At 71.8% G+C, this 23,201-nt stretch carries 18 protein-coding genes; 8 read left to right on the top strand and 10 right to left on the bottom strand.

The window, feature by feature from the left end; all coding sequences use genetic code 11:
* Positions 1 to 16 precede the first annotated feature (16 nt).
* The 3 genes from HEK131_RS08215 to HEK131_RS08205 are packed head-to-tail and all read left to right on the top strand — an operon-like array spanning position 17 to position 2,778.
* Positions 17 to 940 (top strand): ABC transporter ATP-binding protein, encoded by a 924-nt coding sequence (locus HEK131_RS08215; protein ID WP_244334235.1) that lies wholly within the window; start codon positions 17 to 19, stop codon positions 938 to 940.
* Positions 937 to 1,710, top strand: a complete 774-nt coding sequence (locus HEK131_RS08210) for an ABC transporter permease (RefSeq protein WP_244334234.1) — start codon at positions 937 to 939, stop codon at positions 1,708 to 1,710. The genes HEK131_RS08215 and HEK131_RS08210 overlap by 4 nt, the downstream gene beginning before the upstream one ends.
* Positions 1,711 to 1,767: 57 nt before the next feature.
* Positions 1,768 to 2,778 (top strand): COX15/CtaA family protein, encoded by a 1,011-nt coding sequence (locus HEK131_RS08205; RefSeq protein WP_217461599.1) that lies wholly within the window; start codon positions 1,768 to 1,770, stop codon positions 2,776 to 2,778.
* A gap of 1 nt (position 2,779) precedes the next feature.
* On the opposite strand, the gene HEK131_RS08200 is transcribed toward HEK131_RS08205, so the two are convergent.
* From HEK131_RS08200 to HEK131_RS08185, 4 genes are all read right to left on the bottom strand, one after another.
* Complete coding sequence (locus HEK131_RS08200) at positions 2,780 to 3,511, bottom strand: nucleotidyltransferase (RefSeq protein WP_244334233.1); 732 nt, start codon at positions 3,509 to 3,511, stop codon at positions 2,780 to 2,782.
* Positions 3,512 to 3,550: 39 nt separating this feature from the next.
* Positions 3,551 to 4,651, bottom strand: coding sequence for an amidohydrolase (locus HEK131_RS08195; protein ID WP_244334232.1), 1,101 nt, complete (start codon positions 4,649 to 4,651; stop codon positions 3,551 to 3,553).
* A gap of 103 nt (positions 4,652 to 4,754) precedes the next feature.
* Positions 4,755 to 5,084: a hypothetical protein gene (locus tag HEK131_RS08190; RefSeq protein WP_217461602.1), complete on the bottom strand. Its 330-nt coding sequence runs from the start codon at positions 5,082 to 5,084 to the stop codon at positions 4,755 to 4,757.
* An 86-nt stretch (positions 5,085 to 5,170) separates the two neighbouring features.
* Positions 5,171 to 6,157, bottom strand: a complete 987-nt coding sequence (locus HEK131_RS08185; RefSeq protein WP_374201425.1) for a heme o synthase — start codon at positions 6,155 to 6,157, stop codon at positions 5,171 to 5,173.
* Between the two features lie 388 nt (positions 6,158 to 6,545).
* On the opposite strand from HEK131_RS08185, the gene tkt reads away from it, so the two are divergent.
* From tkt to pgl, 5 genes are read left to right on the top strand one after another with little or no spacing between them, the layout of a single operon-like run.
* Positions 6,546 to 8,633: a transketolase gene (tkt, locus tag HEK131_RS08180; protein ID WP_244334231.1), complete on the top strand. Its 2,088-nt coding sequence runs from the start codon at positions 6,546 to 6,548 to the stop codon at positions 8,631 to 8,633.
* A gap of 34 nt (positions 8,634 to 8,667) precedes the next feature.
* On the top strand, positions 8,668 to 9,786 hold the full coding sequence (tal, locus tag HEK131_RS08175) for a transaldolase (RefSeq protein ID WP_217461605.1): 1,119 nt from the start codon (positions 8,668 to 8,670) through the stop codon (positions 9,784 to 9,786).
* 1 nt (position 9,787) lies between these two features.
* Positions 9,788 to 11,326: a glucose-6-phosphate dehydrogenase gene (zwf, locus tag HEK131_RS08170; RefSeq protein ID WP_244334230.1), complete on the top strand. Its 1,539-nt coding sequence runs from the start codon at positions 9,788 to 9,790 to the stop codon at positions 11,324 to 11,326.
* Positions 11,323 to 12,420, top strand: a complete 1,098-nt coding sequence (gene opcA / locus HEK131_RS08165) for a glucose-6-phosphate dehydrogenase assembly protein OpcA (RefSeq protein ID WP_217465180.1) — start codon at positions 11,323 to 11,325, stop codon at positions 12,418 to 12,420. Before zwf ends, opcA begins: the two co-directional genes overlap by 4 nt.
* Positions 12,417 to 13,199 carry a 6-phosphogluconolactonase gene (gene pgl, locus HEK131_RS08160; RefSeq protein ID WP_244334229.1) on the top strand — a complete coding sequence of 261 codons (783 nt, stop codon included), beginning with the start codon at positions 12,417 to 12,419 and terminating at the stop codon, positions 13,197 to 13,199. Before opcA ends, pgl begins: the two co-directional genes overlap by 4 nt.
* A gap of 88 nt (positions 13,200 to 13,287) precedes the next feature.
* Here the strand turns inward: pgl and HEK131_RS08155 are convergent, their stop codons facing one another.
* The 6 genes from HEK131_RS08155 to tpiA form a co-directional block, all read right to left on the bottom strand.
* On the bottom strand, positions 13,288 to 18,117 hold the full coding sequence (locus HEK131_RS08155) for a DUF3320 domain-containing protein (protein ID WP_244334228.1): 4,830 nt from the start codon (positions 18,115 to 18,117) through the stop codon (positions 13,288 to 13,290).
* Between the two features lie 238 nt (positions 18,118 to 18,355).
* Complete coding sequence (gene pgi, locus HEK131_RS08150; protein ID WP_244334227.1) at positions 18,356 to 20,002, bottom strand: glucose-6-phosphate isomerase; 1,647 nt, start codon at positions 20,000 to 20,002, stop codon at positions 18,356 to 18,358.
* Positions 20,003 to 20,078: 76 nt separating this feature from the next.
* A complete protein-coding gene (locus tag HEK131_RS08145; protein ID WP_244334226.1) occupies positions 20,079 to 21,353 on the bottom strand; it encodes an MFS transporter in 1,275 nt (424 codons plus the stop codon).
* A 126-nt stretch (positions 21,354 to 21,479) separates the two neighbouring features.
* Positions 21,480 to 21,815, bottom strand: a complete 336-nt coding sequence (locus HEK131_RS08140) for an RNA polymerase-binding protein RbpA (RefSeq protein WP_003957010.1) — start codon at positions 21,813 to 21,815, stop codon at positions 21,480 to 21,482.
* A 248-nt stretch (positions 21,816 to 22,063) separates the two neighbouring features.
* On the bottom strand, positions 22,064 to 22,300 hold the full coding sequence (secG, locus tag HEK131_RS08135) for a preprotein translocase subunit SecG (RefSeq protein ID WP_030809737.1): 237 nt from the start codon (positions 22,298 to 22,300) through the stop codon (positions 22,064 to 22,066).
* Between the two features lie 123 nt (positions 22,301 to 22,423).
* Entirely contained in the window at positions 22,424 to 23,200 is a 777-nt protein-coding gene (tpiA, locus tag HEK131_RS08130; RefSeq protein WP_217463811.1) for a triose-phosphate isomerase, read from the bottom strand.
* Position 23,201 lies beyond the last annotated feature (1 nt).

Raw genomic sequence — 23,201 nt, 5'->3', positions numbered from 1 at the left:
CCTAGACTCTGTCCCCATGCGAAGTGACCCCGTGGTCCAGGTCCAGGCCCTGGTGAAGCGGTACGGCCAGAAGACCGCGGTGGACGGCCTCGACCTGGAGGCCCGGCAGGGCGTGACCGCCGTGCTCGGCCCCAACGGCGCCGGCAAGACGACCACGGTCGAGACCTGCGAGGGGTACCGGAAGCCGGACTCCGGCACGGTGCGCGTCCTCGGCCTCGACCCGCTGCGGGACTCGGCCGCGCTGCGCCCCCGCGTCGGCGTGATGCTCCAGTCCGGCGGCGTCTACTCCGGCGCCCGCGCCGACGAGATGCTGCGCCATGTCGCCAAGCTGCACGCGCACCCGCTGGACGTGGACGCCCTGATCGAGCGCCTCGGGCTCGGCTCCTGCGGCCGGACCTCCTACCGGCGGCTGTCCGGCGGCCAGCAGCAGCGACTCGCGCTGGCCATGGCCGTCGTGGGCCGCCCCGAGCTGGTCTTCCTGGACGAACCGACCGCCGGGCTCGACCCGCAGGCCCGCCGCGCCACCTGGGACCTCGTCCGGGACCTGCGCACCGACGGGGTCTCGGTGATCCTCACCACGCACCACATGGACGAGGCCGAGCAGCTCGCCGACGACGTCGCGATCATCGACGGCGGCCGGGTCATCGCCCAGGGCTCGCCCGAGGAGCTGTGCCGGGACGGCGCCGAGAACACCCTGCGCTTCGGCGGACGCCCCGGCCTGGACGTCGCCTCGCTGCTCAAGGCGCTCCCGGCGGACTGCACGGCCGACGAGCTGACGCCAGGCGGCTACCGGGTGACCGGCAAGATAGACCCGCAACTGCTCGCCACCGTGACCTCCTGGTGCGCGCAGCACGGGGTGATGCCGGACCGGATCTCGGTGGAGCGGCACACCCTCGAAGACGTCTTCCTCGAACTGACCGGCAAGGAGCTGCGCTCATGACGACCGCGCCGGGCACGTACGCCCCGAGGCCCGGAGCGGCGCCGCTCCCCCGCATGATCGCCGCGCAGGCCGCGCTGGAGACGCGGATGCTGCTGCGCAACGGCGAGCAGTTGCTGCTCACCGTGGTCATCCCGACCCTGCTGCTGGTGCTCTTCAGCTCGGTGGACATCGTGGACACCGGGTCCGGCGAGGCGGTCGACTTCCTCGCCCCCGGCATCCTGGCGCTCGCCGTGATGTCGACCGCGTTCACCGGGCAGGCCATCGCCACCGGGTTCGAGCGGCGCTACGGCGTGCTGAAGCGGCTGGCCTCCTCGCCGCTGCCGCGCTGGGGGCTGATGGCCGCGAAGACGGTCGCGGTGCTGGTCACCGAGGTGCTCCAGGTGATCCTGCTGACAGTCATCGCCTTCGCGCTCGGCTGGTCCCCGCACGGCAACCCGGCCGCCGTCCTGCTCCTGCTGGTGCTGGGCACGGCCGCCTTCTCCGGGCTCGGGCTGCTGATGGCGGGCACCCTGAAGGCGGAGGCGACGCTGGCCGCGGCCAACCTGGTCTTCCTGCTGCTGCTGGTGGGCGGCGGGGTGATCGTGCCGCTGGAGAAGTTCGGCTCGGCCGGGCAGCACGTCCTCGGGCTGCTGCCGATCTCCGCGCTCTCCGACGGCCTGCGGGACGTGCTCCAGCACGGCGCCGGGATGCCCTGGGGCGACCTGGCGATCCTCGCGGTGTGGGCGGTCGTGGGGCTGGCCGCGGCGGGGAAGTTCTTCCGCTGGGAGTAGGTGCCCGGCGGCTTCCGGCGGCCCCCTCGTGAAAGCGTGCACAAGCTGGCGCCTACGATGGTGCGCGTGCCAAAGCTGACCCCCGCCGACGCTGCAGCGGCCCTCCGCAACCCGCTCGCCTTCATCGCCGACCACTGGACCCCGGACCCCCGGACCGTCCGCCGGGCCGCGCTCGCCGCACTCGTGATGTCGGTGGTCATCGTGGTCACCGGCGGCGCGGTGCGCCTGACCGGCTCCGGGCTCGGCTGCCCGACCTGGCCCACCTGCACCGACGACTCGCTGACCACCACCCGCGCCATGGGCGTGCACGGTGTCATCGAGTTCGGCAACCGCATGCTGACGTACGTGCTGTGCGCGGCCGTCGGCTGGGCGATCATCGCCGCCCGCTCGCAGAAGCCGTGGCGGCGGAGCCTGACCCGGCTGGGCTGGGCGCAGTTCTGGGTGGTCATGGGCAACGCGGTGCTCGGCGGCATCGTCGTGCTCGTCGGCCTGAACCCCTACACCGTGGCGGCGCACTTCCTGCTGTCCACGGCGCTGATCACCGTGGCCACCGTGATGTGGCAGCGCACCCGTGAGGGTGACGCGGAGCCGCGTCCGCTGGTCGGCGGGGCGGTACGACAGCTCGTGTGGTTCCTGGTGGGCGCTGCCGTGCTGCTGATCGCGGTCGGCACCGTGGTGACCGGCGCCGGTCCGCACGCGGGCGACTCCTCCGAGGTGGCGCGCATCCCGCTGGACTGGGAGATGATCGCCAAGCTGCACGCGGTGCTGGCGTGGATCGTGGTGACGCTGACCTTCGCCCTGTGGTTCGTCCTCAAGGCGGTGGACGCCCCGAAGGGCCCCCTGTCCCGCACCCGCGACCTGTTCCTGATCCTGCTGGGCCAGGGCGTCATCGGCTACGTCCAGTACTTCACCCACCTCCCCGAGGCCCTGGTGGCCCTCCACATGTTCGGCTCCTGCCTCATGTGGATCGCCACACTGCGCGTTCTTCTCGCGCTCCGCGAGCGCCCCGAGACCGTGGCATCCGTGCCCGGCCCGGCGGCCGAGGTCTCCGTGGGTACGCCCGCCTGACTCAGCGGTGCCCGGCGACCAGGGCGTCGATGGCCGGGCCGAGGTAGGCGCGGGTCAGCCGGGCCCGGCGGTCCGGGGCGGGGCCGGGCCCCTGCTCCCCGTATCGCCGGCGTGTGATGTCCTCGACGACCTCGGCCGGCGCGCCCAGCACGGGCAGCTCGGCGAGCGCCTGCCGCTTGGAGATCAGGGTCCCCTCGCGCAAGGTGACGGTGGCGCGGGCGAAGGTCAGCAGGCCGAGGTCGACCCAGATGTCCTGCTTCCAGAGCCGCTCCTTGTCCACCGCCGGGCGCCAGTTGTCCCGCTGGTCGGCCACCACGAAGTCGCGCAGCTCCCGGTCCGGCACCGGCGGCAGATACGCGGCGGGCGGCGCCCCGTGCAGCACCCGGCCGAACTCGTGCAGCTCGCTCCGGGTCACCGGCGTGACCGGGCGGCGCTTGATCCGGTCGTGTGCCCAGGTCAGATGCGACCTCGCCGGATCGGCCGCGGTGGGCGGGGTCAGGTAGGAGCAGTGCAGCTTGACGGCGAGCGGCTCGGCGCGCAGATGCCGGTGCAGCACGATCAGCCGGCGCACGGCGGCCGGGCTCAGCGGGCCGGGCAGGACCGCGATCAGGTCCAGGTCGCTGCGGCCCTCCTGGTAGTCCCCGCCGCCCAGTGAGCCGTGGGCCCAGACGGCGAGCGGGCGGAAGGGGGCGAGGTCGTCCAGGAAGCGGGCGAGGAGCGCTTCGGTCGGCATGGGTCGAGTGTCGGGGAGACGTGACCGCCCGTACAGGGCTCAGCGCAGCCCGTACACCCGGTGGGCGTTGTCCGCCGCGATGAGGTGGGCCACTCTCCGGGCGTCCGCCGGGGACCAGGCGCCCTCGGCGACCCAGGCGCCCAGCACCCGGTCGAGAGCCTCGCGGAAGAGGTGGGCGCCGACGACGTGCAGCTCGGGGAGGGACTGGGCGCCGGTGGAGAAGAGGATCTTGCCGAAGGGGGCGAGTTCCAGGATGTCCGCGAGGACCGCCGCCGCGCGGGCGCCGGTGCGGGCGAGGGCGGCGCCGGAGTCGGCGTAGACATGCGGGTGGGCGGCGGCCAGCCGGGCGGCGTGGCGGTGGTGGAAGTGGCCGGGCAGCAGGACCAGGTCGGTGCCCAGGCCCGCGGTGGCCCGTACGAAGCCGGTGAGCGGGGCGGGGTCGGTGCGGACGCCGGGCTCCTCGGGGCCGGCGTGCAACTGGAGCGGGCGGCCCGTGGCGACCGCGGTCCACACCAGGTGGCCCAGCAGTACGGGGTCGGTCAGCTCCTCCCCCACGCGCCGCCGGGCCAGCCAGCGGGCGGCGGCGCCCTGTACCGCGCCGGGCCCCGGCGGTTCGGGGGCGAGGGCCGGGCCGCCGTCGGCCGGGGAGGGCGCGGCGGCGAAGGCGACGGCGTGTGCGGCGGCCCCGTGCACCGACTCGGCCAGATTGGCGAGGAACGAGGCGACCGTCCCGGAGGTGTCGGCGACCTGCTGGGCCAGCGGCTCCAGCCGGACCACCTCGCGGGCCTCGGCGTCCCCGGCGACCGCCATCTCCTCGGGCCCGGTCAGATCGTCGGGGAGCCCGCTGGAGACCAGGTAGGTGGTGATCCCGGAGCCGCGCAGCAGCCTGCGCCCCGCCTCCAGCACCCCCAGCTCGCGGCGCCGGGCCAGATAGCGCGCGGGCGGGCAGTGCGGTTCGAGACCGAGCAGCGGCGGACACCAGCGCCGCACCGCGAACCCCGTCTGCGTGTCGAAGAGCGTGGTCCCCGGCGCGGGCGCCCCCTCCCCCCGTGCCAGCCGGGCCTCGAAGGTCGCGAGCCCCAGCTCGGTCCGGAGCACCCCATGGCAGTACTGATCCACGAGCGAAGGCGTGTCGATCATTCCGGCTCCCCATGAGGACGGTGTTTCCACACGTCCTAACGGCGGGAACCGTGTTCAGGTGGCGCGAGCCGACCTGCGGGGGTGCGGGGCCCGCACCCGGACGTCAGATCTGGATGCCGGCCATCCGCTTCCACTCGTACGCGCTCGTACGGATCTTCGCCGCGAACTCCCCGTCGAAGCTCTCCTGGAGCGCGACCCCGGCCTTCTCCACCGCCCGCCGGGCGATCTCGACACTGGGTGCCACCAGGTTCCCCCACTCCCCGTCCTCGCCCACCAGGGCGATACGGGCCCCGCGCTCCCCCATGTACGCCACGTTCCCCTCGGCGCCGCCGTGCGCCTTGGCGAACGTACCGATCTGATGGGCGAGCCGCTTCACCGTGCGCTCGCTCTTCGCGTCGACCTGCTCCGCCTCAACCTGCTCCGTGTCAGCCATGACCAGGATGCTACCGACGAGTAGAGAAAACGGCGAAGGGAGGGCGCGTGGTCTTGACCACGCGCCCTCCCTGTCGGAAGAACCGGCTATCGCAGGAAGGGGTCCACCGCGACGGCGACGAAGAGGATCGACACATAGGTGATCGACCAGTGGAACAGCCGCATCTCCTTGAGCTTGCCCCCCGTCACCTCGGCCTTGGCCCGGTTCTGCAGCCCGTGCGCCTCCCAGAGCCAGAAGCCGCCGGCCGCGAGGGCGACCGCGGTGTAGAACCAGCCGGTGTAGCCGAGCGGCTGGAGCAGCAGGGAGACGACGACCATCACCCAGCTGTAGAGGACGATCTGGCGGGCGACCACCTTGTTGGAGGCGATGACCGGGAGCATCGGGACGCCGACGCGCGCGTAGTCCTCCTTGACCTTCATGGACAGCGGCCAGTAGTGCGGCGGCGTCCAGAAGAACATGACGAGGAAGAGGATGACCGGCGCCCACGACATGGAGTTCGTGACGGACGACCAGCCGATCAGCACCGGCAGGCAGCCCGCGATGCCGCCCCACACGATGTTCTGCGACGTACGCCGCTTGAGGATCATCGTGTAGACGACGACGTAGAAGAGGAGCGCACCGAGTGACAGCCAGGCGGACAGCCAGTTGACGGTCAACCCGAACAGCAGCGTCGAGACGACCGCGAGGGTGATGCCGAAGGCGAGGCACTCGCGCGGGCTGACCATGCCGGTCACCAGCGGCCGCTGCGAGGTGCGGTCCATCAGGGCGTCGATGTCCCGGTCGATGTACATGTTGAGCGCGTTGGCGCCGCCCGCGGAGAGGTAGCCGCCGACGCAGGTGAGCAGGACGAGGCCCAGGTCGGGCACCCCCTGCTGGGCCAGGAACATCACCGGGACGGTGGTGATGAGCAGCAGCTCGATGATCCGCGGCTTGGTCAGCGCCACGAAGCCTTTGACGCGGGCCCCGAACGGCCGGTCAGCCGGGTTCCGGCTCGCACCGGGCCCACCCTCCCCCTGCGCCTTAAGGGCCTGGGAAGTGCCCCCAGGACGGGATTCGACGGCCGTCACGCACACCCCTGACAGAGACATCAAGCGAGCGTTCCCGTGTGAAAGCGGGGTAAAGGCTCGCGCGTACCACGCCACTTTAGACGTTGCCCATATCCGGTTTTTCGCCGGGGTCGGCTCGTGTTGGCGACCCCCTCGGCACCCTGCCCGTCCGAGGTCTCCCCGGGCTCGGTTGAGCACTCGGACGAGCGGCTCCGTATTCATGTGCCAAGCGGCCTCCGGGCCGGTCGGGAGGCGGATCGGGATGAGTCCCGGCAGTCTGGAATGACTCGAAAAAACGCACGTCCCCTCGGGGGTAGGCTCGACAACGGCCGGTGGACACCAGTGCACCGGCGGCCGGCGGGCGCCACGCGCCGCGAACCGGCGAACGACATGTGGAGAGGAGCCCTGACCCAGGGTGAGCACCAAGCCGACCACCACAGACCTTGAGTGGACCGAGCTGGACCAGCGGGCCGTGGACACCGCCCGTGTCCTGGCCGCCGACGCCGTACAGAAGGTCGGCAACGGCCATCCCGGCACGGCGATGAGCCTGGCCCCGGCCGCCTACACCCTCTTCCAGAAGGTGATGCGGCACGACCCGGCCGACCCGCAGTGGGTGGGCCGCGACCGCTTCGTGCTGTCCGCCGGTCACTCGTCCCTGACCCTCTACACGCAGCTCTACCTGGCCGGCTTCGGCCTGGAGCTGGACGACCTGAAGTCCTTCCGCACCTGGGGCTCGAAGACCCCGGGCCACCCGGAGTACGGACACACCAAGGGCGTCGAGACCACCACCGGCCCGCTGGGCCAGGGTGTGGCCAACGCGGTGGGCATGGCGATGGCTTCCCGCTTCGAGCGCGGCCTGTTCGACCCCGACGCGCCCGAGGGCACGTCCCCCTTCGACCACTACATCTACTGCATCGCCGGTGACGGCTGCCTGCAGGAGGGCATCTCCTCCGAGGCGTCCTCCCTCGCGGGCCACCAGCAGCTCGGCAACCTGATCCTGCTGTGGGACGACAACCACATCTCGATCGAGGGCGACACGGAGACGGCCGTCTCCGAGGACACCATGAAGCGGTACGAGGCCTACGGCTGGCACGTCCAGCGCGTGGAGCCCAAGGCCGACGGCGACCTCGACCCGGCGGCGATCTACGCGGCGATCGAGAAGGCCAAGGCGGTCACCGACCGCCCGTCCTTCATCGCGATGCGCTCGATCATCGCCTGGCCCGCTCCGAACGCCCAGGACACCGAGGCCGCGCACGGCTCGGCGCTCGGCGACGACGAGGTCGCGGCCACCAAGCGCGTCCTCGGCTTCGACGAGGCCCAGAGCTTCGCCGTCGCCGACGAGGTCCTGAAGCACACCCGCGGCGCTCTCGAGCGCGGCCGCCAGGCCAAGGCGGAGTGGGAGAAGGGCTTCCAGGTCTGGCGCGAGAACAACACGGACCGCGCCGCCGAGTTCGACCGCATCAGCGAGGGCGCCCTGCCCACCGGCTGGGAGCTGAAGATCCCCGTCTTCGAGACCGGCAAGAGCGTGGCCACCCGTGCCGCCTCCGGCAAGGTCCTCCAGGCGCTCGGCCCGGTCATCCCCGAGCTGTGGGGCGGCTCCGCCGACCTCGCCGGGTCGAACAACACGACCATCGACAAGGACAGCTCCTTCCTCCCGGCGGGCAACCCCCTGCCGGAGGCGAACCCGTACGGCCGCACGATCCACTTCGGCATCCGTGAGTTCGCGATGGCCGCGGAGATGAACGGCATCACCCTGGCCGGGAACACCCGCGTCTACGGCGGTACGTTCCTCGTCTTCTCCGACTACATGCGCAACGCCGTCCGCCTGTCGGCGCTGATGCACCTGCCGGTGACGTACGTGTGGACGCACGACTCCATCGGTCTGGGCGAGGACGGCCCGACCCACCAGCCGGTCGAGCACCTGGCCGCCCTGCGCGCGATCCCCGGTCTGAACGTCGTCCGCCCGGCGGACGCCAACGAGACCGCGATCGCCTGGCGCGAGGTGCTCAAGCGCTGGACCAAGGAGTTCGGCAAGGGCGCCCCGACCGGTCTGGTGCTGACCCGCCAGGGCGTGCCGACGTACGACCCGAACGAGGACGCCGCGCGTGGCGGCTACGTCCTGTTCGAGGCCGAGGGCGGCGAGCCCCAGGTCATCCTGATCGCCACCGGCTCCGAGGTGCACGTCGCCGTCGAGGCGCGTGAGCAGCTCCAGGCCGAGGGCGTGCCCACCCGCGTGGTCTCGATGCCGTCGGTCGAGTGGTTCGAGGAGCAGGACCAGGGGTACCGGGAAGCCGTGCTGCCGCCGTCGGTCAAGGCCCGCGTCGCCGTGGAGGCGGGCATCGGACTGACCTGGCACAAGTACGTGGGTGACACCGGCCGCATCGTTTCCCTGGAGCACTTCGGCGCCTCCGCGGACGGCAAGGTCCTGTTCCGCGAGTTCGGCTTCACTCCGGAGAACGTGGCCGACAAGGCGCGGGAATCCCTCGCCGCTACGCAGCGCTGACGCCCGTAAACGACACGTAGGAGATGCAATTTCCATGACAGACGCACTCAAGCGCCTCTCCGAGGAAGGCGTGGCGATCTGGCTGGACGACCTGTCGCGCAAGCGGATCACGTCCGGCAACCTCGCCGAGCTGATCGACCAGCAGCACGTCGTGGGCGTCACCACCAACCCCACGATCTTCCAGAAGGCGATCTCGCAGGGCGACGGCTACGACCAGCAGCTCACCGACCTCGCCGCGCGTGAGGTCACGGTCGAAGAGGCCATCCGCATGATCACGACGGCGGACGTCCGTGACGCCGCCGACATCCTGCGCCCGGTCTTCGACGCCACCGGCGGCCAGGACGGCCGGGTCTCCATCGAGGTCGACCCGCGGCTCGCGCACAACACGCGCGCCACGGTCGCCGAGGCCCGTCAGCTCGCGTGGCTGGTGGACCGCCCGAACACCCTGATCAAGATCCCGGCGACCAAGCCCGGTCTGCCGGCGATCTCGGAGACGATCGGCAACGGCATCAGCGTCAACGTCACGCTGATCTTCTCCCTGGAGCGCTACCGCGCGGTCATGGACGCGTACCTGACCGGCCTGGAGAAGGCCAAGGAGCGCGGCCTGGACCTGTCCAAGATCCACTCCGTGGCGTCCTTCTTCGTGTCCCGCGTGGACGCCGAGATCGACAAGCGGCTGAAGGCGCTGGGCACCGACGAGGCGAAGGCGCTGCTCGGCAAGGCCGCCGTCGCCAACGCGCGCCTCGCCTACCAGGCGTACGAGGAGGTCTTCTCCTCCGACCGCTGGAAGGCGCTGGAGAAGGCGGGCGCGAACAAGCAGCGTCCGCTGTGGGCGTCGACCGGCGTGAAGGACCCGGCGTACTCGGACACGATGTACGTCACCGAGCTGGTCGCGCCGAACACGGTCAACACCATGCCGGAGGCCACCCTGGAGGCCACCGAGGACCACGGTGAGATCACCGGCGACACGGTGTCCGGCACCTACGAGCAGGCCAAGGCCGACCTCGACGCGGTCGAGCGGCTGGGCATCTCCTACGACGACGTCGTCCAGGTGCTGGAGGACGAGGGCGTGGACAAGTTCGAGGGGTCCTGGAACGACCTGCTCAAGTCGACCGAGGCGGAGCTGAAGCGCCTCGCCCCCTCGGAGGGCTGATTTGTCACCCCTCAACGGTTCCGGAGCGAACCCGCTTCGTGATCCCGCCGACCGACGGCTCCCGCGCATCGCGGGGCCGTCGGGCCTGGTGATCTTCGGCGTCACGGGCGACCTGTCCCGCAAGAAGCTGATGCCCGCCGTCTACGACCTCGCCAACCGCGGCCTGCTGCCGCCGGGCTTCTCCCTGGTGGGCTTCGCCCGCCGCGACTGGGAGCACGAGGACTTCGCACAGGTCGTGCACGACGCCGTCAAGGAACACGCCCGTACGCCGTTCCGCGAGGAGGTCTGGCAGCAGCTCATCCAGGGGATGCGCTTCGTCCAGGGCACCTTCGACGACGACGAGTCCTTCGAGCGGCTGCGCACGACCATCGACGAGCTGGACAAGGCCCAGGGCACGAGCGGCAACTTCGCCTTCTACCTGTCGGTGCCGCCGAGCTCCTTCCCGGTGGTCATCCAGCAGCTCAAGAAGCACGGCCTGACCGACCAGAGCAAGGGCTCCTGGCGGCGCGCGGTCATCGAGAAGCCGTTCGGCCACGACCTGGAGTCCGCCGAGGACCTCAACAAGGTCGTGCACGAGGTGTTCGAGCCGGACCAGGTGTTCCGGATCGACCACTACCTCGGCAAGGAGACCGTCCAGAACATCCTGGCGCTCCGCTTCGCCAACCAGATGTTCGAGCCGATCTGGAACCGGTCCTACGTGGACCACGTGCAGATCACCATGGCCGAGGACATCGGCGTCGGCGGCCGTGCCGGGTACTACGACGGCATCGGCGCCGCCCGTGACGTGATCCAGAACCACCTGCTCCAGTTGCTCGCGCTCACCGCGATGGAGGAGCCCTCCTCCTTCGACGCGGACGCGCTGGCGGCGGAGAAGACCAAGGTGCTCGGTGCCGTACGGCTGCCGAAGGACCTGGGTGTGGACACCGTGCGCGGTCAGTACGCGGCGGGCTGGCAGGGCGGCGAGAAGGTCACCGGCTACCTCCAGGAGGACGGGATCGACCCCAGGTCGAAGACCGACACCTACGCGGCGCTGAAGCTGGAGATCGACAACCGCCGCTGGGCGGGCGTCCCCTTCTACCTGCGCACCGGCAAGCGTCTGGGCCGCCGGGTCACCGAGATCGCGGTGGTCTTCCAGCGTGCCCCGCACTCCCCGTTCGACCACACGGCGACCGAGGAGCTGGGCCAGAACGCGATCGTCATCCGCGTCCAGCCGGACGAGGGCATCACGGTCCGCTTCGGCTCCAAGGTGCCGGGCACCTCGATGGAGATCCGGGACGTGTCGATGGACTTCGCCTACGGCGAGTCCTTCACCGAGTCCAGCCCCGAGGCGTACGAGCGGCTCATCCTGGACGTGCTGCTGGGCGACGCGAACCTGTTCCCGCGCACGGAGGAGGTCGAGCTGTCCTGGAAGATCCTCGACCCCGTCGAGGAGTACTGGGACGAGCACGGGCGGCCCGCGCAGTACAAGTCGGGCACCTGGGGTCCGGCCGAGGCCGACGAGATGCTCGCACGAGACGGACGGAGCTGGCGCCGGCCATGAAGATAGACCTGACCGACACCACCGCCGGTGAGATCAACAAGGCGCTGATCGAGGGCCGCCGCGCCATCGGCACGCCCGCCGTGGGCATGGTGCTGACCCTCGTCATCGTCACCGACGAGGAGAACGCCTACGACGCGCTGCGTGCGGCGAGCGACGCCTCGCGGGAACACCCCTCGCGCACGCTCGTCGTCATCCGCCGCGTCTCGCGCAGCCCGCGCGACCGCACCGGCTCCCGGCTGGACGCCGAGGTGCGGGTGGGCGCGGAGGCCGGCACCGGCGAGACGGCCGTGCTGCGGCTGTACGGCGAGGTGTCCGACCACGCCGACTCGGTGGTGCTGCCGCTGCTGCTCCCGGACGCGCCGGTCGTGGTCTGGTGGCCGGTGAACGCCCCGGTGGACCCGGCCAAGGACCCGCTGGGCGCGCTCGCGCAGCGCCGGGTCACCGACACCTACGCCGCCGAGCAGCCGGTGCGTGAACTGGCCGCGCGCGCCGAGGCGTACACGCCGGGCGACACCGACCTTGCGTGGACCCGGATCACGCCGTGGCGTTCGATGCTGGCGGCGGCCCTGGACCAGGTGGACTGCGAGGTGCGGTCCGTCGAGGTCGAGGGCGAGGAGTTCAACCCGAGCTGCGAACTGCTGGCGATGTGGCTGGCGGACCGGCTGGGTGTGCCGGTGCGGCGTTCGCTGTCCTCGGGGCCGGGGCTGACGGCCGTCCGCATGGAGACCTCGTGCGGGCCGGTCGTGCTGGACCGGGCGGACGGTTCGCTGGCGAGCCTGTCCATCAAGGGCCAGCCCGCCCGCGCGGTGGCGCTCCAGCGGCGGGACACCGCCGAGCTGATCGCGGAGGAACTGCGCCGGCTCGACCCGGACGACACCTACGCGGCGGCCCTGCGCTACGGCGTGGAGCGGCTGACGACGGCCGCGGACGCGATGGCGGCACTGGGCGGCACCCCGGCCGAGTCCTCAAAGGAAGCCCCAGAGGACGAGGCGGTCACCGAGGTGGCCGTGGCAGAGTCCGAGGCCGGTACCGAGGAGGGCGAGGCCGAGCGGCCGACCCCGAACTCCCTCGCGAGGAAGGCGGCGTCGAAGTGAGCACTCCGCAACTGGTCGTGCACCGCGACAAGGAACTGATGGCCGAGGCCGCCGCGGCCCGGCTGATCACGAAGATCGTGGACGCGCAGGCGTCGCGCGGTCATGCCTCGGTGGTCCTCACCGGCGGCCGCAACGGCAACGGTCTGCTGGCCGCGCTGGCCAAGGCGTCGGCGCGGGACGCGATCGACTGGGGCCGCCTCGACCTGTGGTGGGGCGACGAGCGCTACCTCCCCGAGGGCGACCCGGACCGCAACTACACGCAGGCCCGCGAGGCCCTGCTGGACTCCGTACCGCTGGCCCCGGCGCGCGTGCACCCGATGCCCGCCTCCGACGGGCCCTACGGCGCGGACGTGGACGCGGCGGCCGGTGCGTACGCGGCCGAGCTGGCCAAGGCGGCCGGTCCCGAGGACCACGCCGAGGTGCCGGAGTTCGACGTGCTGCTGCTGGGCGTCGGCCCGGACACGCATGTGGCGTCGCTCTTCCCGGAGCTGCCCGCGGTGCGGGAGACCGAGCGCACCGTGGTGGGTGTGCACGGCGCGCCCAAGCCGCCGCCGACCCGCGTCTCCCTGACGCTGCCCGCTATCCGCGCGGCGCGTGAGGTGTGGCTGCTGGCGGCGGGCGAGGACAAGGCCGAGGCGGTGGCGATCGCGCTGTCCGGCGCGGGCGAGGTGCAGGCCCCGGCGGCCGGCGCCCAGGGCCGGGCGCGGACGCTGTGGCTGCTGGACTCGGCCGCGGCGTCCGACCTGCCGCGGGCGATGTACCCGCCGGCTTCTCCGTGAGCTGACCGCCCAAACGGCGGCGGGGACTTCGCGTCCCCGCCGCCCTTTCGTGTGTCCGCCGCCCTTTCCTGCTTTCCTGTGTCCGGGGTCAGCGGACGGCGCTCACCTGCTCCGGGCCGCCCTGGAGGCGTCCCGCGCGGCGCAGTTCGGCGATGTCGGCGGCGAGCCGGTCGCGGATGTCCTTGCCGGTGCGCCGCCAGCCGAAGAACTCGCAGGCCAGCTTGATGAGTTCGTCCTCGGTCAGGCCGGGGCACTCGGCGGCCAGTCCGTACAGGGCCACATGGCGTTCGCCGGGCGCGATGTGCACGACCTTGCGGGGTGTGTCGCCGTCGGCGGGGTGGCGGGCCTTGAGCGTGCCGGTGTCCGCGAGCGCGTAGAAGCCCTCGTCCGAGGCGAGCTTGCCGGAGCGCACCAGCGAGTCGGCGACCTCGCGGACGTTGTCCCGGATACGGCTGCCCGCCCGGCCGACGCCCCAGGCCTCCCGCGCCCGCTGGACCAACAGGTCCTCGTGGACGGGCCCTTCGGCCCCGACGATCCGGGCCAGCACCTCGCGCAGCGCGGGCCGGGCCTCGGGGGTGTGCAGTTCGTGGCGCGGGCTGACGGTGACGGCGCCGGGGGCGTACGGCGCGCTCCACTCGCGTTCGGTGCCGAGATCGACGGGGACGCGCTCGGACGGGGCTTCGGCCCGCTCCTCCGGCGCCGGCGCGGTGGGTGCCGGACCGGTCACCGCGGTCGACGGGCCGCTGGCCACGGCCTGTTCCACGGCCTCGCGCAGCCGCCGCTCGGCAGCCGCGCGGCCCCGGTACCAGTCGGTGCCCCAGATGCGGTGCAGCCGCCAGCCGAGTCCGTTCAGCACCTGCTCGCGCAGCCGGTCCCGGTCGCGGGCGGCCTTGGAGGAGTGGTACATCGCGCCGTCGCACTCGATGCCGAGGGCGTACGCGCCGGGCAGCTCGGGGTGGCGTACGCCGAGGTCGATGCGGTAACCGGCGACACCGACCTGCGGCTGGACCCGGTAGCCCCAGCCGCGCAGCACGGCGAGGACGGACTCCTCGAAGGGGCTGTCGGGTTCGGCGTCCGACTGGACGACGTCACGGGCGAGGACGGCGGGGCCGCTCTCGGCGTACTCCAGGTAGCGCTTGAGGTACTGGACGCTCTCGTTGGGGCTGTCGGCCAGGCTGGTGCCCCGGAAGGAGGAGACGACCTCCATGCGGAAGCGGGCGCGGGTGACGGCCACGTTGAGGCGCCGCCAGCCGCCGTTCTTGTTGATGGGGCCGAAGTTGAGCCCCAGGCGGCCGTGTTCGTCGGGGCCGTAGCCGATCGACATGATCATCACGTCGCGCTCGTCGCCCTGCACCGACTCCAGGTTCTTCACGAAGAACCCGTCGAGCCGGTCCTCGGTGAAGCAGTGGTCGAGGTCGGGCCGGGCGAGGCGGGCCTGCTGCACGGCCAGGTCGATGGCGGACGCCTGCGCCTGTGACAGGGCGACGACACCGAGGGTCTTGCCGGGCCGGGTGTCGAAGTGGTGCAGCACCCGCCGGGCCACGAACTCGGCCTCGGCCCGGTTGTCCCGGCGGCCACCTCGGTCGTAGACGCCGTCGGCGGCGAGGAAGGCCACGCCCACGTCGTCGCCCTCGGCCAGGGCGCCGGGGAAGGTGATCATCGAGTTGGCGTAGAACTCGCGGTTGCTGAAGGTGATCAGGTTCTCGTGGCGGCTGCGGTAGTGCCAGCGCAGGGGGAGTTCGCGCATCGCGCCCGCCTTGCAGGCGTGCAGCAGGGACTCGAAGGAGTCGGGCAGGTCCTCGGCGTACTCGTCGGAGTCGTCGTCCACCGCGGAGTCGAAGAAGGAGGTCGGCGGGAGCTGCTTGTCGTCACCGGCGACGATCAGGGTGCGCCCCCGGTAGATGCAGTTCACGGCGTCGCTGGGCCGTACCTGGGACGCCTCGTCGAACACCACCACGTCGAAGTGGAAGTCCGGGGGCAGGAACTGGCTGACGGTCAGCGGGCTCATCATGAAGCACGGCTTGACCGCCTGGACGACCTCGCGGGTGCGGCCGAGCAGCTCACGCACGGGCATGTGCCGGGTCTTCTTCTCGGCCTCGCGGACGATGACGGCGCCGCCGCCCCCGGCGAAGTTGCGCGGGCGCCGCTTGTTGCACGCCTCCGTCACCGCCCCGCCCGCCGCTGCCACCAGCCGCAGGTCGGCGGCGCGGAAGTCGGCCACGCGGGTGTCGAGGTCCTCGGAACGGGTGCTGCGCAGCCGCGGATCGGTGGCGAGGAGGTCGTCCGCCCAGGCGCGCAGTACGGCCTGTTCGGCGACCTCGGGCAGGCGCTGCGGATCGAGTCCGCGCTCTGCGGCACCGGCCACCAGGGCGTCGGCGCCGTGCCGGGCGAGCACGGCGACCCCGCCGAGGTGGGCGTGCCAGACCTCGGGGCCCTGCGGGTCGTCCAGCAGGGCGTCGACGGCCCCTTGGGCCTGGTCGAGGGGGCCGAGCAGGGCGGGCGAGAGCTGGGTGCGCCGGGCCGGGCCGAACTGGTCGAGCAGCTCGGCGACGGCCCGGTTCCAGCGTTCGGCGCGGGCGGTGGCGGCGGCGCACCAGGCGGCGAACGCGGCGCGGATCTGGTCGGCGAGCAGCGCGGGCAGCGGATCGGGGTCGGCGTCGGCGGCGAGGCGGTCGGCCAGCAGGCCGGGGCGCTCGGCCGGGGCTCCGAGCACGGCGACACGGTCGGCTGTGGCGAGGGCCCGGTCCGTGTCGGCGCAGGCCGGGAGGGTGCGCGGGGTGTAGGGACCGAGCAGGTCCTGGTGGGCGTCGGCGAGGCGGGCGGCCTCGGCTGCGGCCCGGTGCCAGGCGAGCGCCTGGTCGAGCCGGCCGAGGAGGGCCTTGTCCCAGGTGCCGGTGCGGGTGAGTCCGGTGAGCGTCTCGCGGTCGGCCTTGTACTGCGCGGAGAAGCGGGCCATCAGACCCTTGTGCTGCTCACCGAACCTCGCCACCAGTTGTGGGAGTCCGGGTTCGGTGAGCACCTTCTCGGCGAACACGTCGGCGGCGGCCGCGCGGGCCTGCTCCTCGGCGTCGAGGGCGGTACGCAGTTCGGCGGCGGCGGTGTGGGCGCGGCGCAGCGTCCCGGCGTCGAACCAGCCGCGCGGCGGGCGGTGTCCGGCGGTGGTGAGCGCGGCCAGCTCGCACAGGACGAACGCGGCCTCGGGCCGGTCCGGCTTGGGCATGCCGAAGAGGTCGGCGAGCTGGGCGGTCTGGGCGGTGATGTCGTCGGGCAGGGCGCCGTCGGCGGGCGGGGTCGTACCGGGCAGGCCGGCGGAGAGGGTACGGACGAGCTGCTGGAGTTCGCGGACCGTGCGGGGTTCGTCCACGGTGGCGGCGAAGGGGCGGCGTCCGGCGGCGGTGACCAGGGCGCCGAGGGCGTCGGCGGCCTCGGAGACTGCCTGGTGCGGGGCGGTGCCGGTGAGTCCACGCCAGGCGAAGGCGTCGCCCTCGGCGGCGGGCCGCCAGGCGCGGGCGACGGTTCCGGCGGCGGTCAGGAGTTCCTGGAGGGCGGCGGCGCTCAGCGCGCGGGCGGCCTTGGCGTTGCGGGCGCCGAGCGGGAGCTGCGGGGTTCCGGCCTGCTCCAGCAGGACGAGCCGGCCGAGTACGTCGTGCAGGGTGCGGCCGAGGGGGTCGCGGGTCTCGTTCATGGCGGCCGCGTAGGCGGACAGCTCCTCGCGCAGGGCGCGGGCGCGCTCCAGCTCGTGGGCGGCGGCGCCGGTGACGCGGGCCTCGGTGGTGAGCACCCGCGCGAGTTCGGTGGCCACGGCCTTCTTACTGGTGTCACCGCTGTGCAGGGCCATGACGAAGTCACCGAGGCCGACCCCGGTCAGCCGGTTGCGTACGACGTCCAGGGCGGCGGCCTTCTCGCTGACGAACAACACGCTGCGGCCCGCGTGCATGAGGGCGGCGATCAGGTTGGTGATGGTCTGGCTCTTGCCGGTGCCGGGCGGTCCGCTCATCACCAAGGACCGGCCGTCCAGGGCGGCGGCGACGCAACCGCGCTGGGAGGCGTCGGCGTCGAGGACGAGCGGGGTGCGCTCGGGCAACTGGACCTCGTCGATGCGGTCGAGGCCGGGCGGCTCGAAGTCGACCAGGTCGGCGGGGAGCCCGGCGTCGGGGCCGAGGGCGACGGCGCGTACCAGCGGGTGGGCGAGGATCTGCTCCTCGTTCTGCTGGAGGTCCTGGTACATCGCCTCGCGGTGGGAGGCGAACAGACCGAGGACCGCGCGGTCCGCGACCTCCCAGCCCGGCTGTCCGGCACTCGCCCTGCGGGCGGCGGCGAGGACGGCGGTCAGGTCGGCGGCGTCGGTGCCGGTGACGGCCGTCCAGTCGACGCCGAGCCGGTCCAGCTTCACGGCGAGCGCCGGGTTGTGGATGCGCTCCTGGCCTTCGGCCGGGTGGAGGCGGTAACGGCGGTTGCCGTCCCGGCGCAGCTCCACGGGGACCAGGAGCAGCGGGGCGGCGCTGCTCTCATGGGCGCCGGGCTCGCGCCAGTCGAGCATGCCGACGCCGAGCCAGAGCACCCAGAGGCCGTAGTCGTTGTACATCTGGCCGGACTTCTGGCGGAGTTGGTACAGCGAGCCGTCCAGGGCGGCCTGGGTGGTCTTCTGGGTGACCAGGCCGGGCCGGGAGCGGCGGCCGGTGCCGGCGTCGCCCGTCTTGGTCAGCTCGACCCCGGTCTCCCGTTCGGTGACGGGGGCGAAGTCCCAGCCCTTGGTCAGCTCCGCGAGGAGGGCGGCCGGATCCGGTGCGGTGATCTCCAGGGTGGCGGTCCTGGTGTGCCGGAAGTTCAGCAGCCGGTTGCGGCCGCCCATGTCCAGCAGAGAGTTCCGCCATCCGTCGAGCACGGCCTTCAACAGGGTGTGCGGCTGATGGGCCATGTGGTGGGTACCTCCTGGAGCTGCGCAGGGGTGACCACTCTCTCCGGCCCCCCTGGAGGTATCTCCCTATCAGCTACGCTCCGTCGCCACACTCAAGATCGACAAGCCGATATGGATCTGTTGTGAAAGTACGGGGAATTTCCCGCACATGAGGGCCTGCGCCTCTTGACCCCGGCCACGACCGGACTCCCCCGGCGGGCGCGGCGGCCTGAGCCGACCGCGCCCGCCGGTGGCCGGATCAGCCGCCCATCTCCCGGTACTCGGCGACCAGCGCCCGCGTCGACGGGTCGAGGCCGGGCACGTCGGCGCCTTCGGTGAGGGCGGGTTCGATGCGCTTGGCCAGGACCTTGCCCAGCTCGACGCCCCACTGGTCGAAGGAGTCGATGTTCCAGACGGCGCCCTGGACGAACACCTTCTGCTCGTAGAGCGCGATCAGTTGGCCCAGCACGGACGGGGTCAGCTCGGGCGCCAAGATGGTGGTCGTCGGCCGGTCGCCCTGGAAGGTCTTGTGCGGGACCAGTTCCTCCGGCACTCCCTCCTCGCGGACCTCCTCGGCGGTCTTGCCGAAGGCGAGGGCCTGGGTCTGGGCGAAGAAGTTGGCCATCAACAGGTCGTGCTGAGCCTTGAGTTCGTCGCTCAGTTCGTCCACGGGGCGGGCGAAGCCGATGAAGTCGGCCGGGATGAGCTTGGTGCCCTGATGGATCAACTGGTAGTAGGCGTGCTGCCCGTTGGTACCGGGCGTGCCCCACACCACCGGGCCGGTCTGCCACTCCACCGGGCTGCCGTCACGCTGCACGGACTTGCCGTTGGACTCCATGTCCAACTGCTGCAGATACGCCGTGAACTTCGACAGGTAGTGGCTGTACGGCAGGACCGCGTGGGACTGGGCGTCGAAGAAGTTGCCGTACCAGATCCCCAGCAGGCCCAGCAGCAGCGGGGCGTTGTCCTCCGCCGGAGCGGTGCGGAAGTGCTCGTCGACGGTGTGGAAACCGTCCAGCAGCTCCCGGAAGCGGTCCGGGCCGATGGCGATCATCAGCGACAGGCCGATCGCCGAGTCGAAGGAGTACCGGCCCCCGACCCAGTCCCAGAACTCGAACATGTTGTCCACGTCGATACCGAACCCGGTGACCTTCTCCGCGTTCGTCGACAGCGCCACGAAGTGCTTCGCGACCGCCTTGTCGTCACCGAGGACGTCCAGCAGCCACTTGCGGGCCGACGTGGCGTTGGTGATCGTCTCGATCGTCGTGAACGTCTTCGACGCCACGATGAACAGCGTCTCCGCCGGGTCCAGATCGCGGATCGCCTCGTGGAGGTCCGCGCCGTCCACGTTCGAGACGAACCGGACGGTCAGGTCACGGTCGGTGAAGGGACGCAGCGCCTCGAACGCCATCGCCGGACCCAGGTCGGAGCCGCCGATACCGATGTTGACGATGTTCTTGATCCGCTTGCCGGTGTGACCGGTCCACTCACCCGAGCGGACCCGCTCGGCGAAACCGGCCATCTTGTCCAGCACCGCGTGCACGGCGGGGACGACGTTCTCCCCGTCGACCTCCACCACCGCATCCCGCGGGGCACGCAGCGCGGTGTGCAGCACGGCCCGGTCCTCGGTCGAGTTGATCCGGTCACCACGGAACATCGCATCCCGCTGACCGAACACATCCGTGGCGACGGCCAGTTCACGCAGCAGTCGCAGCGCCTCGTCGTCCACGAGCTGCTTGCTGTAGTCGATGTAGAGGTCCCCGACCTGGACCGTGTACGTCCGCCCGCGCTCGGGGTCGGCGGCGAAGAGCTCCCGCAGGCTCGTTCCGCCGAATCCCTCGCGGTGCCCCTCGAGAGCGGCCCACTCGGGCGTCCGGTTGAGTGCTGTACGGCCTTCTGCGTTCATCTCCGGCTTCCGCCTTCCTCTCCTGCTGCGCCTGTCCTGCCACGTGTGCCCGCCGCGGCGGGACCAACCTAATTGATCACCCCGGACCCGGACCGGTGGTGACACCGTCCTGGGCCGCGTCCTTGGATACGTCCGCCGCGCGCGCCGGTATCAGCGAGAGCACCGCCAGTGCGAAGAGCGCGGCCGTGAGCAGGGCGGGCGCGCCGAGGCCGAGGGTGCGGGCGGCGATGCCGCCCAGCAGGGCGCCGAGCGGGGCACCGGCGGTCGAGGCGGTGCGGAAGGCGGCCGAGACGCGGCCGGTCATGGCGGCGGGGGCCCGCTGCTGCATCAGCGTCACCTGGTTGACGTTCCACACCATGCCCATCGCGCCGAGCAGCAGCATCCCGGCGACCAGCGCCGTCAACTCCCGCACGGAGCCCATCAGGAGCAGCGCGCCGGTCTGCACCGTGCCGCCCAGCAGCAGGGCCCGTACCCGGCCGAGGCGGCGCGCCGCACGCTGGGCCAGGAAGCCGCCGGCGATGCTGCCGACCGAGTAGGCGGTCATGGCCGCCGCGTATCCGGTGGTGCCCGCGTGCAGCCAGCCGGTGACGTGCAGGACGAGGGTGGCGATCAGGGCGCCCATGCCGATGTTGCACAGCAGGGTTGCCCCGCAGACGGCGCGGAGCACCCGGTCCCGCCACAGGGCGCGCAGGCCATCTCCTATGTCGGCGCGCAAGGTGGCACCGGCCGGGCGCGGTTCGCGTGACGGCGTCTCGACGCGCAGGGAGGCCACGAGGGCGGCGCCCAGGAGGTAGGTGACGGCGTCGGCCGCGTAGGGAAGGAAGGCCCCGGCCGTCAGCAGCAGCGGCACTAGGGGGCCGCCGAGCAGGCCCCCGGCGACTTGCTGACCGGTCATCAGGCGGGCGTTGGCACTGCCCAGGGACTCCGGGCGGACCACGGAGGGCAGCAGGGCGGTGGCGGCGTTGTCGAACAGGGTCTGGAGTGCGGTGAGGGAGAAGGCGAGCGCGATCAGCAGCGGGATCGAGGCATGTCCGAGGGCCACCGCGAGGGCGAAGGCGGCGACGAGCAGCCCGCGCGCCACGTCCACGGCCCACATGGCGCGCCGTTGGTCCACACGGTCGGCCAGGGCTCCGCCCAGCAGTCCGAACAGCAGCCAGGGCACATAGCCGCAGGCGGTCACCGCGGCGACGGCGAGCGGGTCATCGGTGAGCCGCACGGCGAGCAGGGGCAGCGCGGCCGTGCGCAGCGCGTCGCCGAAGCGGGAGAGGACGGCGGCCGTCCACAGCCGTCCGAACCCCCCGCGCCAGGCGGGCGTCGTCGGCACCGCCTGAGCCGCCTGAGCCGTCGTCATGTCCGTTCCCCCTGAGTCGCAGTGACCTCACCCACGGTAGGGGGCACCACTGACAACGAGGGCCGGACAGGGGACGGGACAGCTCCGGCCGGGCATCCCCTCTGGGGTCCCGGCCGGTGTCAATTCCTAGATCTCGCCCCGCAGTTTGGCGAGCGCCTCGGCGAGGATCGCCTCGCCGTCCGCGTCGCTGCGCCGCTCACGCACATAGGCGAGGTGCGTCTTGTAGGGCTCGGTGCGCGGCGGGTCCGGCGGGTTGTCCCGGTCCTGACCGGCCGGGAAGCCGCAGCGCGGGCAGTCCCAGGTGTCGGGGACCTGCGCGTCGCTGGCGAAGCTCGGCTGGGTCTCGTGCCCGTTGGAGCACCAGAAGGAGATGCGCAGACGCGGTGCGGACTCGCCGCGCTCGGCCTCGCCCATCGGCCCCGCACCGACCCGGCTTCCCCGGATCGCGTTGCCACTTGCCACGGTCGTAACTCCCTGCGTGATGGTGCCGCGAAGCAGGTCGGCCTATCGCTTCGCCGCGAGCGCCTCAGTCTACGTAAGGCCCAACGCACGTCCAGTGATGGGAGGTAACGCCCCCGACCAGACGCAAGCCCCATGATAGGCCGCGCTCGTGAGCGCGTACCGAACATGGGGCCTTACGTGTGGAATCTATGTACTTGTGGGACGTGCGGGGCACCGCGGCTGTACGCGCGCCCCGGCCTCGGTACCGGTCAGCCGCTCGACTTCATGAGCAGGCCGAGCACGATGATGGAGGCGAACCAGAGCACGGCGATCACGACCGTGATGCGGTCGAGGTTGCGCTCGGCGACCGAGGAGCCGCCCACGGAGGACTGCATGCCACCACCGAACATGTCGGAGAGGCCGCCGCCCTTCCCCTTGTGCATCAGCACCAGCAGCATCAGCAGCAGGCTGAAGACGATCAGGGCGATCGAGAACCCCAAAACCACGGCTGGACCAACTTCCTCGGATTCGGATGGACGGATTCGGAAACGGACGACGGGGGCACGACACCAGGCCATGCCCCCGCAAGAGTACGACGTATCGCCGCTACCGCCTACTCGCGGCCGTCATCACTGATCGCGGAACCGCACGATCTTGACGAACTCGTCGGTGTCCAGCGACGCGCCGCCCACCAGGGCGCCGTCGATGTCCGGCTTGGCCATGATCTCGGCGACGTTGCCGGACTTCACCGAGCCGCCGTACTGGATGCGGATCTTGTCGGCGACGTCCCCTGAGTACAGCTCCGCGAGCTTGCCCCGGATCGCGCCGCAGACCTCCTGCGCGTCCTCGGAACCGCAGACCTTGCCGGTGCCGATGGCCCACACGGGCTCGTAGGCGATCACGACGGTCTCGGCCTGCTCGGCCGGGACGTCCTTCAGACCGCCCTCGACCTGGGCGAGGGTGTGGTCGACGTGGTTCCCGGCCTCGCGGACGTCCAGCTCCTCGCCGACGCACAGGATCGGGGTGATGCCGTTCTTGAAGGCGGCCTTGACCTTGGCGTTGACCACGTCGTCGGTCTCGTGGTGGTACTGACGGCGCTCGGAGTGGCCGGCGAGCACGTAGGCGCACTTCAGCTTGGCCAGCATCGGGCCGGAGATCTCGCCGGTGTAGGCACCGGAGTCGTGCTGGGAGATGTCCTGGGCGCCGTACTTGATCTTGAGCTTGTCGCCGTCGACCAGGGTCTGCACGGACCGCAGGTCGGTGAAGGGCGGCAGGACGGCGACCTCGACGGCGTCGTAGTCCTTGTCGGCCAGGGCGAAGGCGAGCTTCTGGACGTGCGCGATGGCCTCGAGGTGGTTGAGGTTCATCTTCCAGTTGCCCGCCATGATCGGCGTGCGAGTGGTCATG

The organism is Streptomyces seoulensis, from assembly GCF_022846655.1.
Lineage (GTDB): Bacteria > Actinomycetota > Actinomycetes > Streptomycetales > Streptomycetaceae > Streptomyces.
The sequence above is the reverse complement of the archived record's forward strand: the minus strand, read 5'-3'. Positions and strand labels throughout refer to the sequence as shown.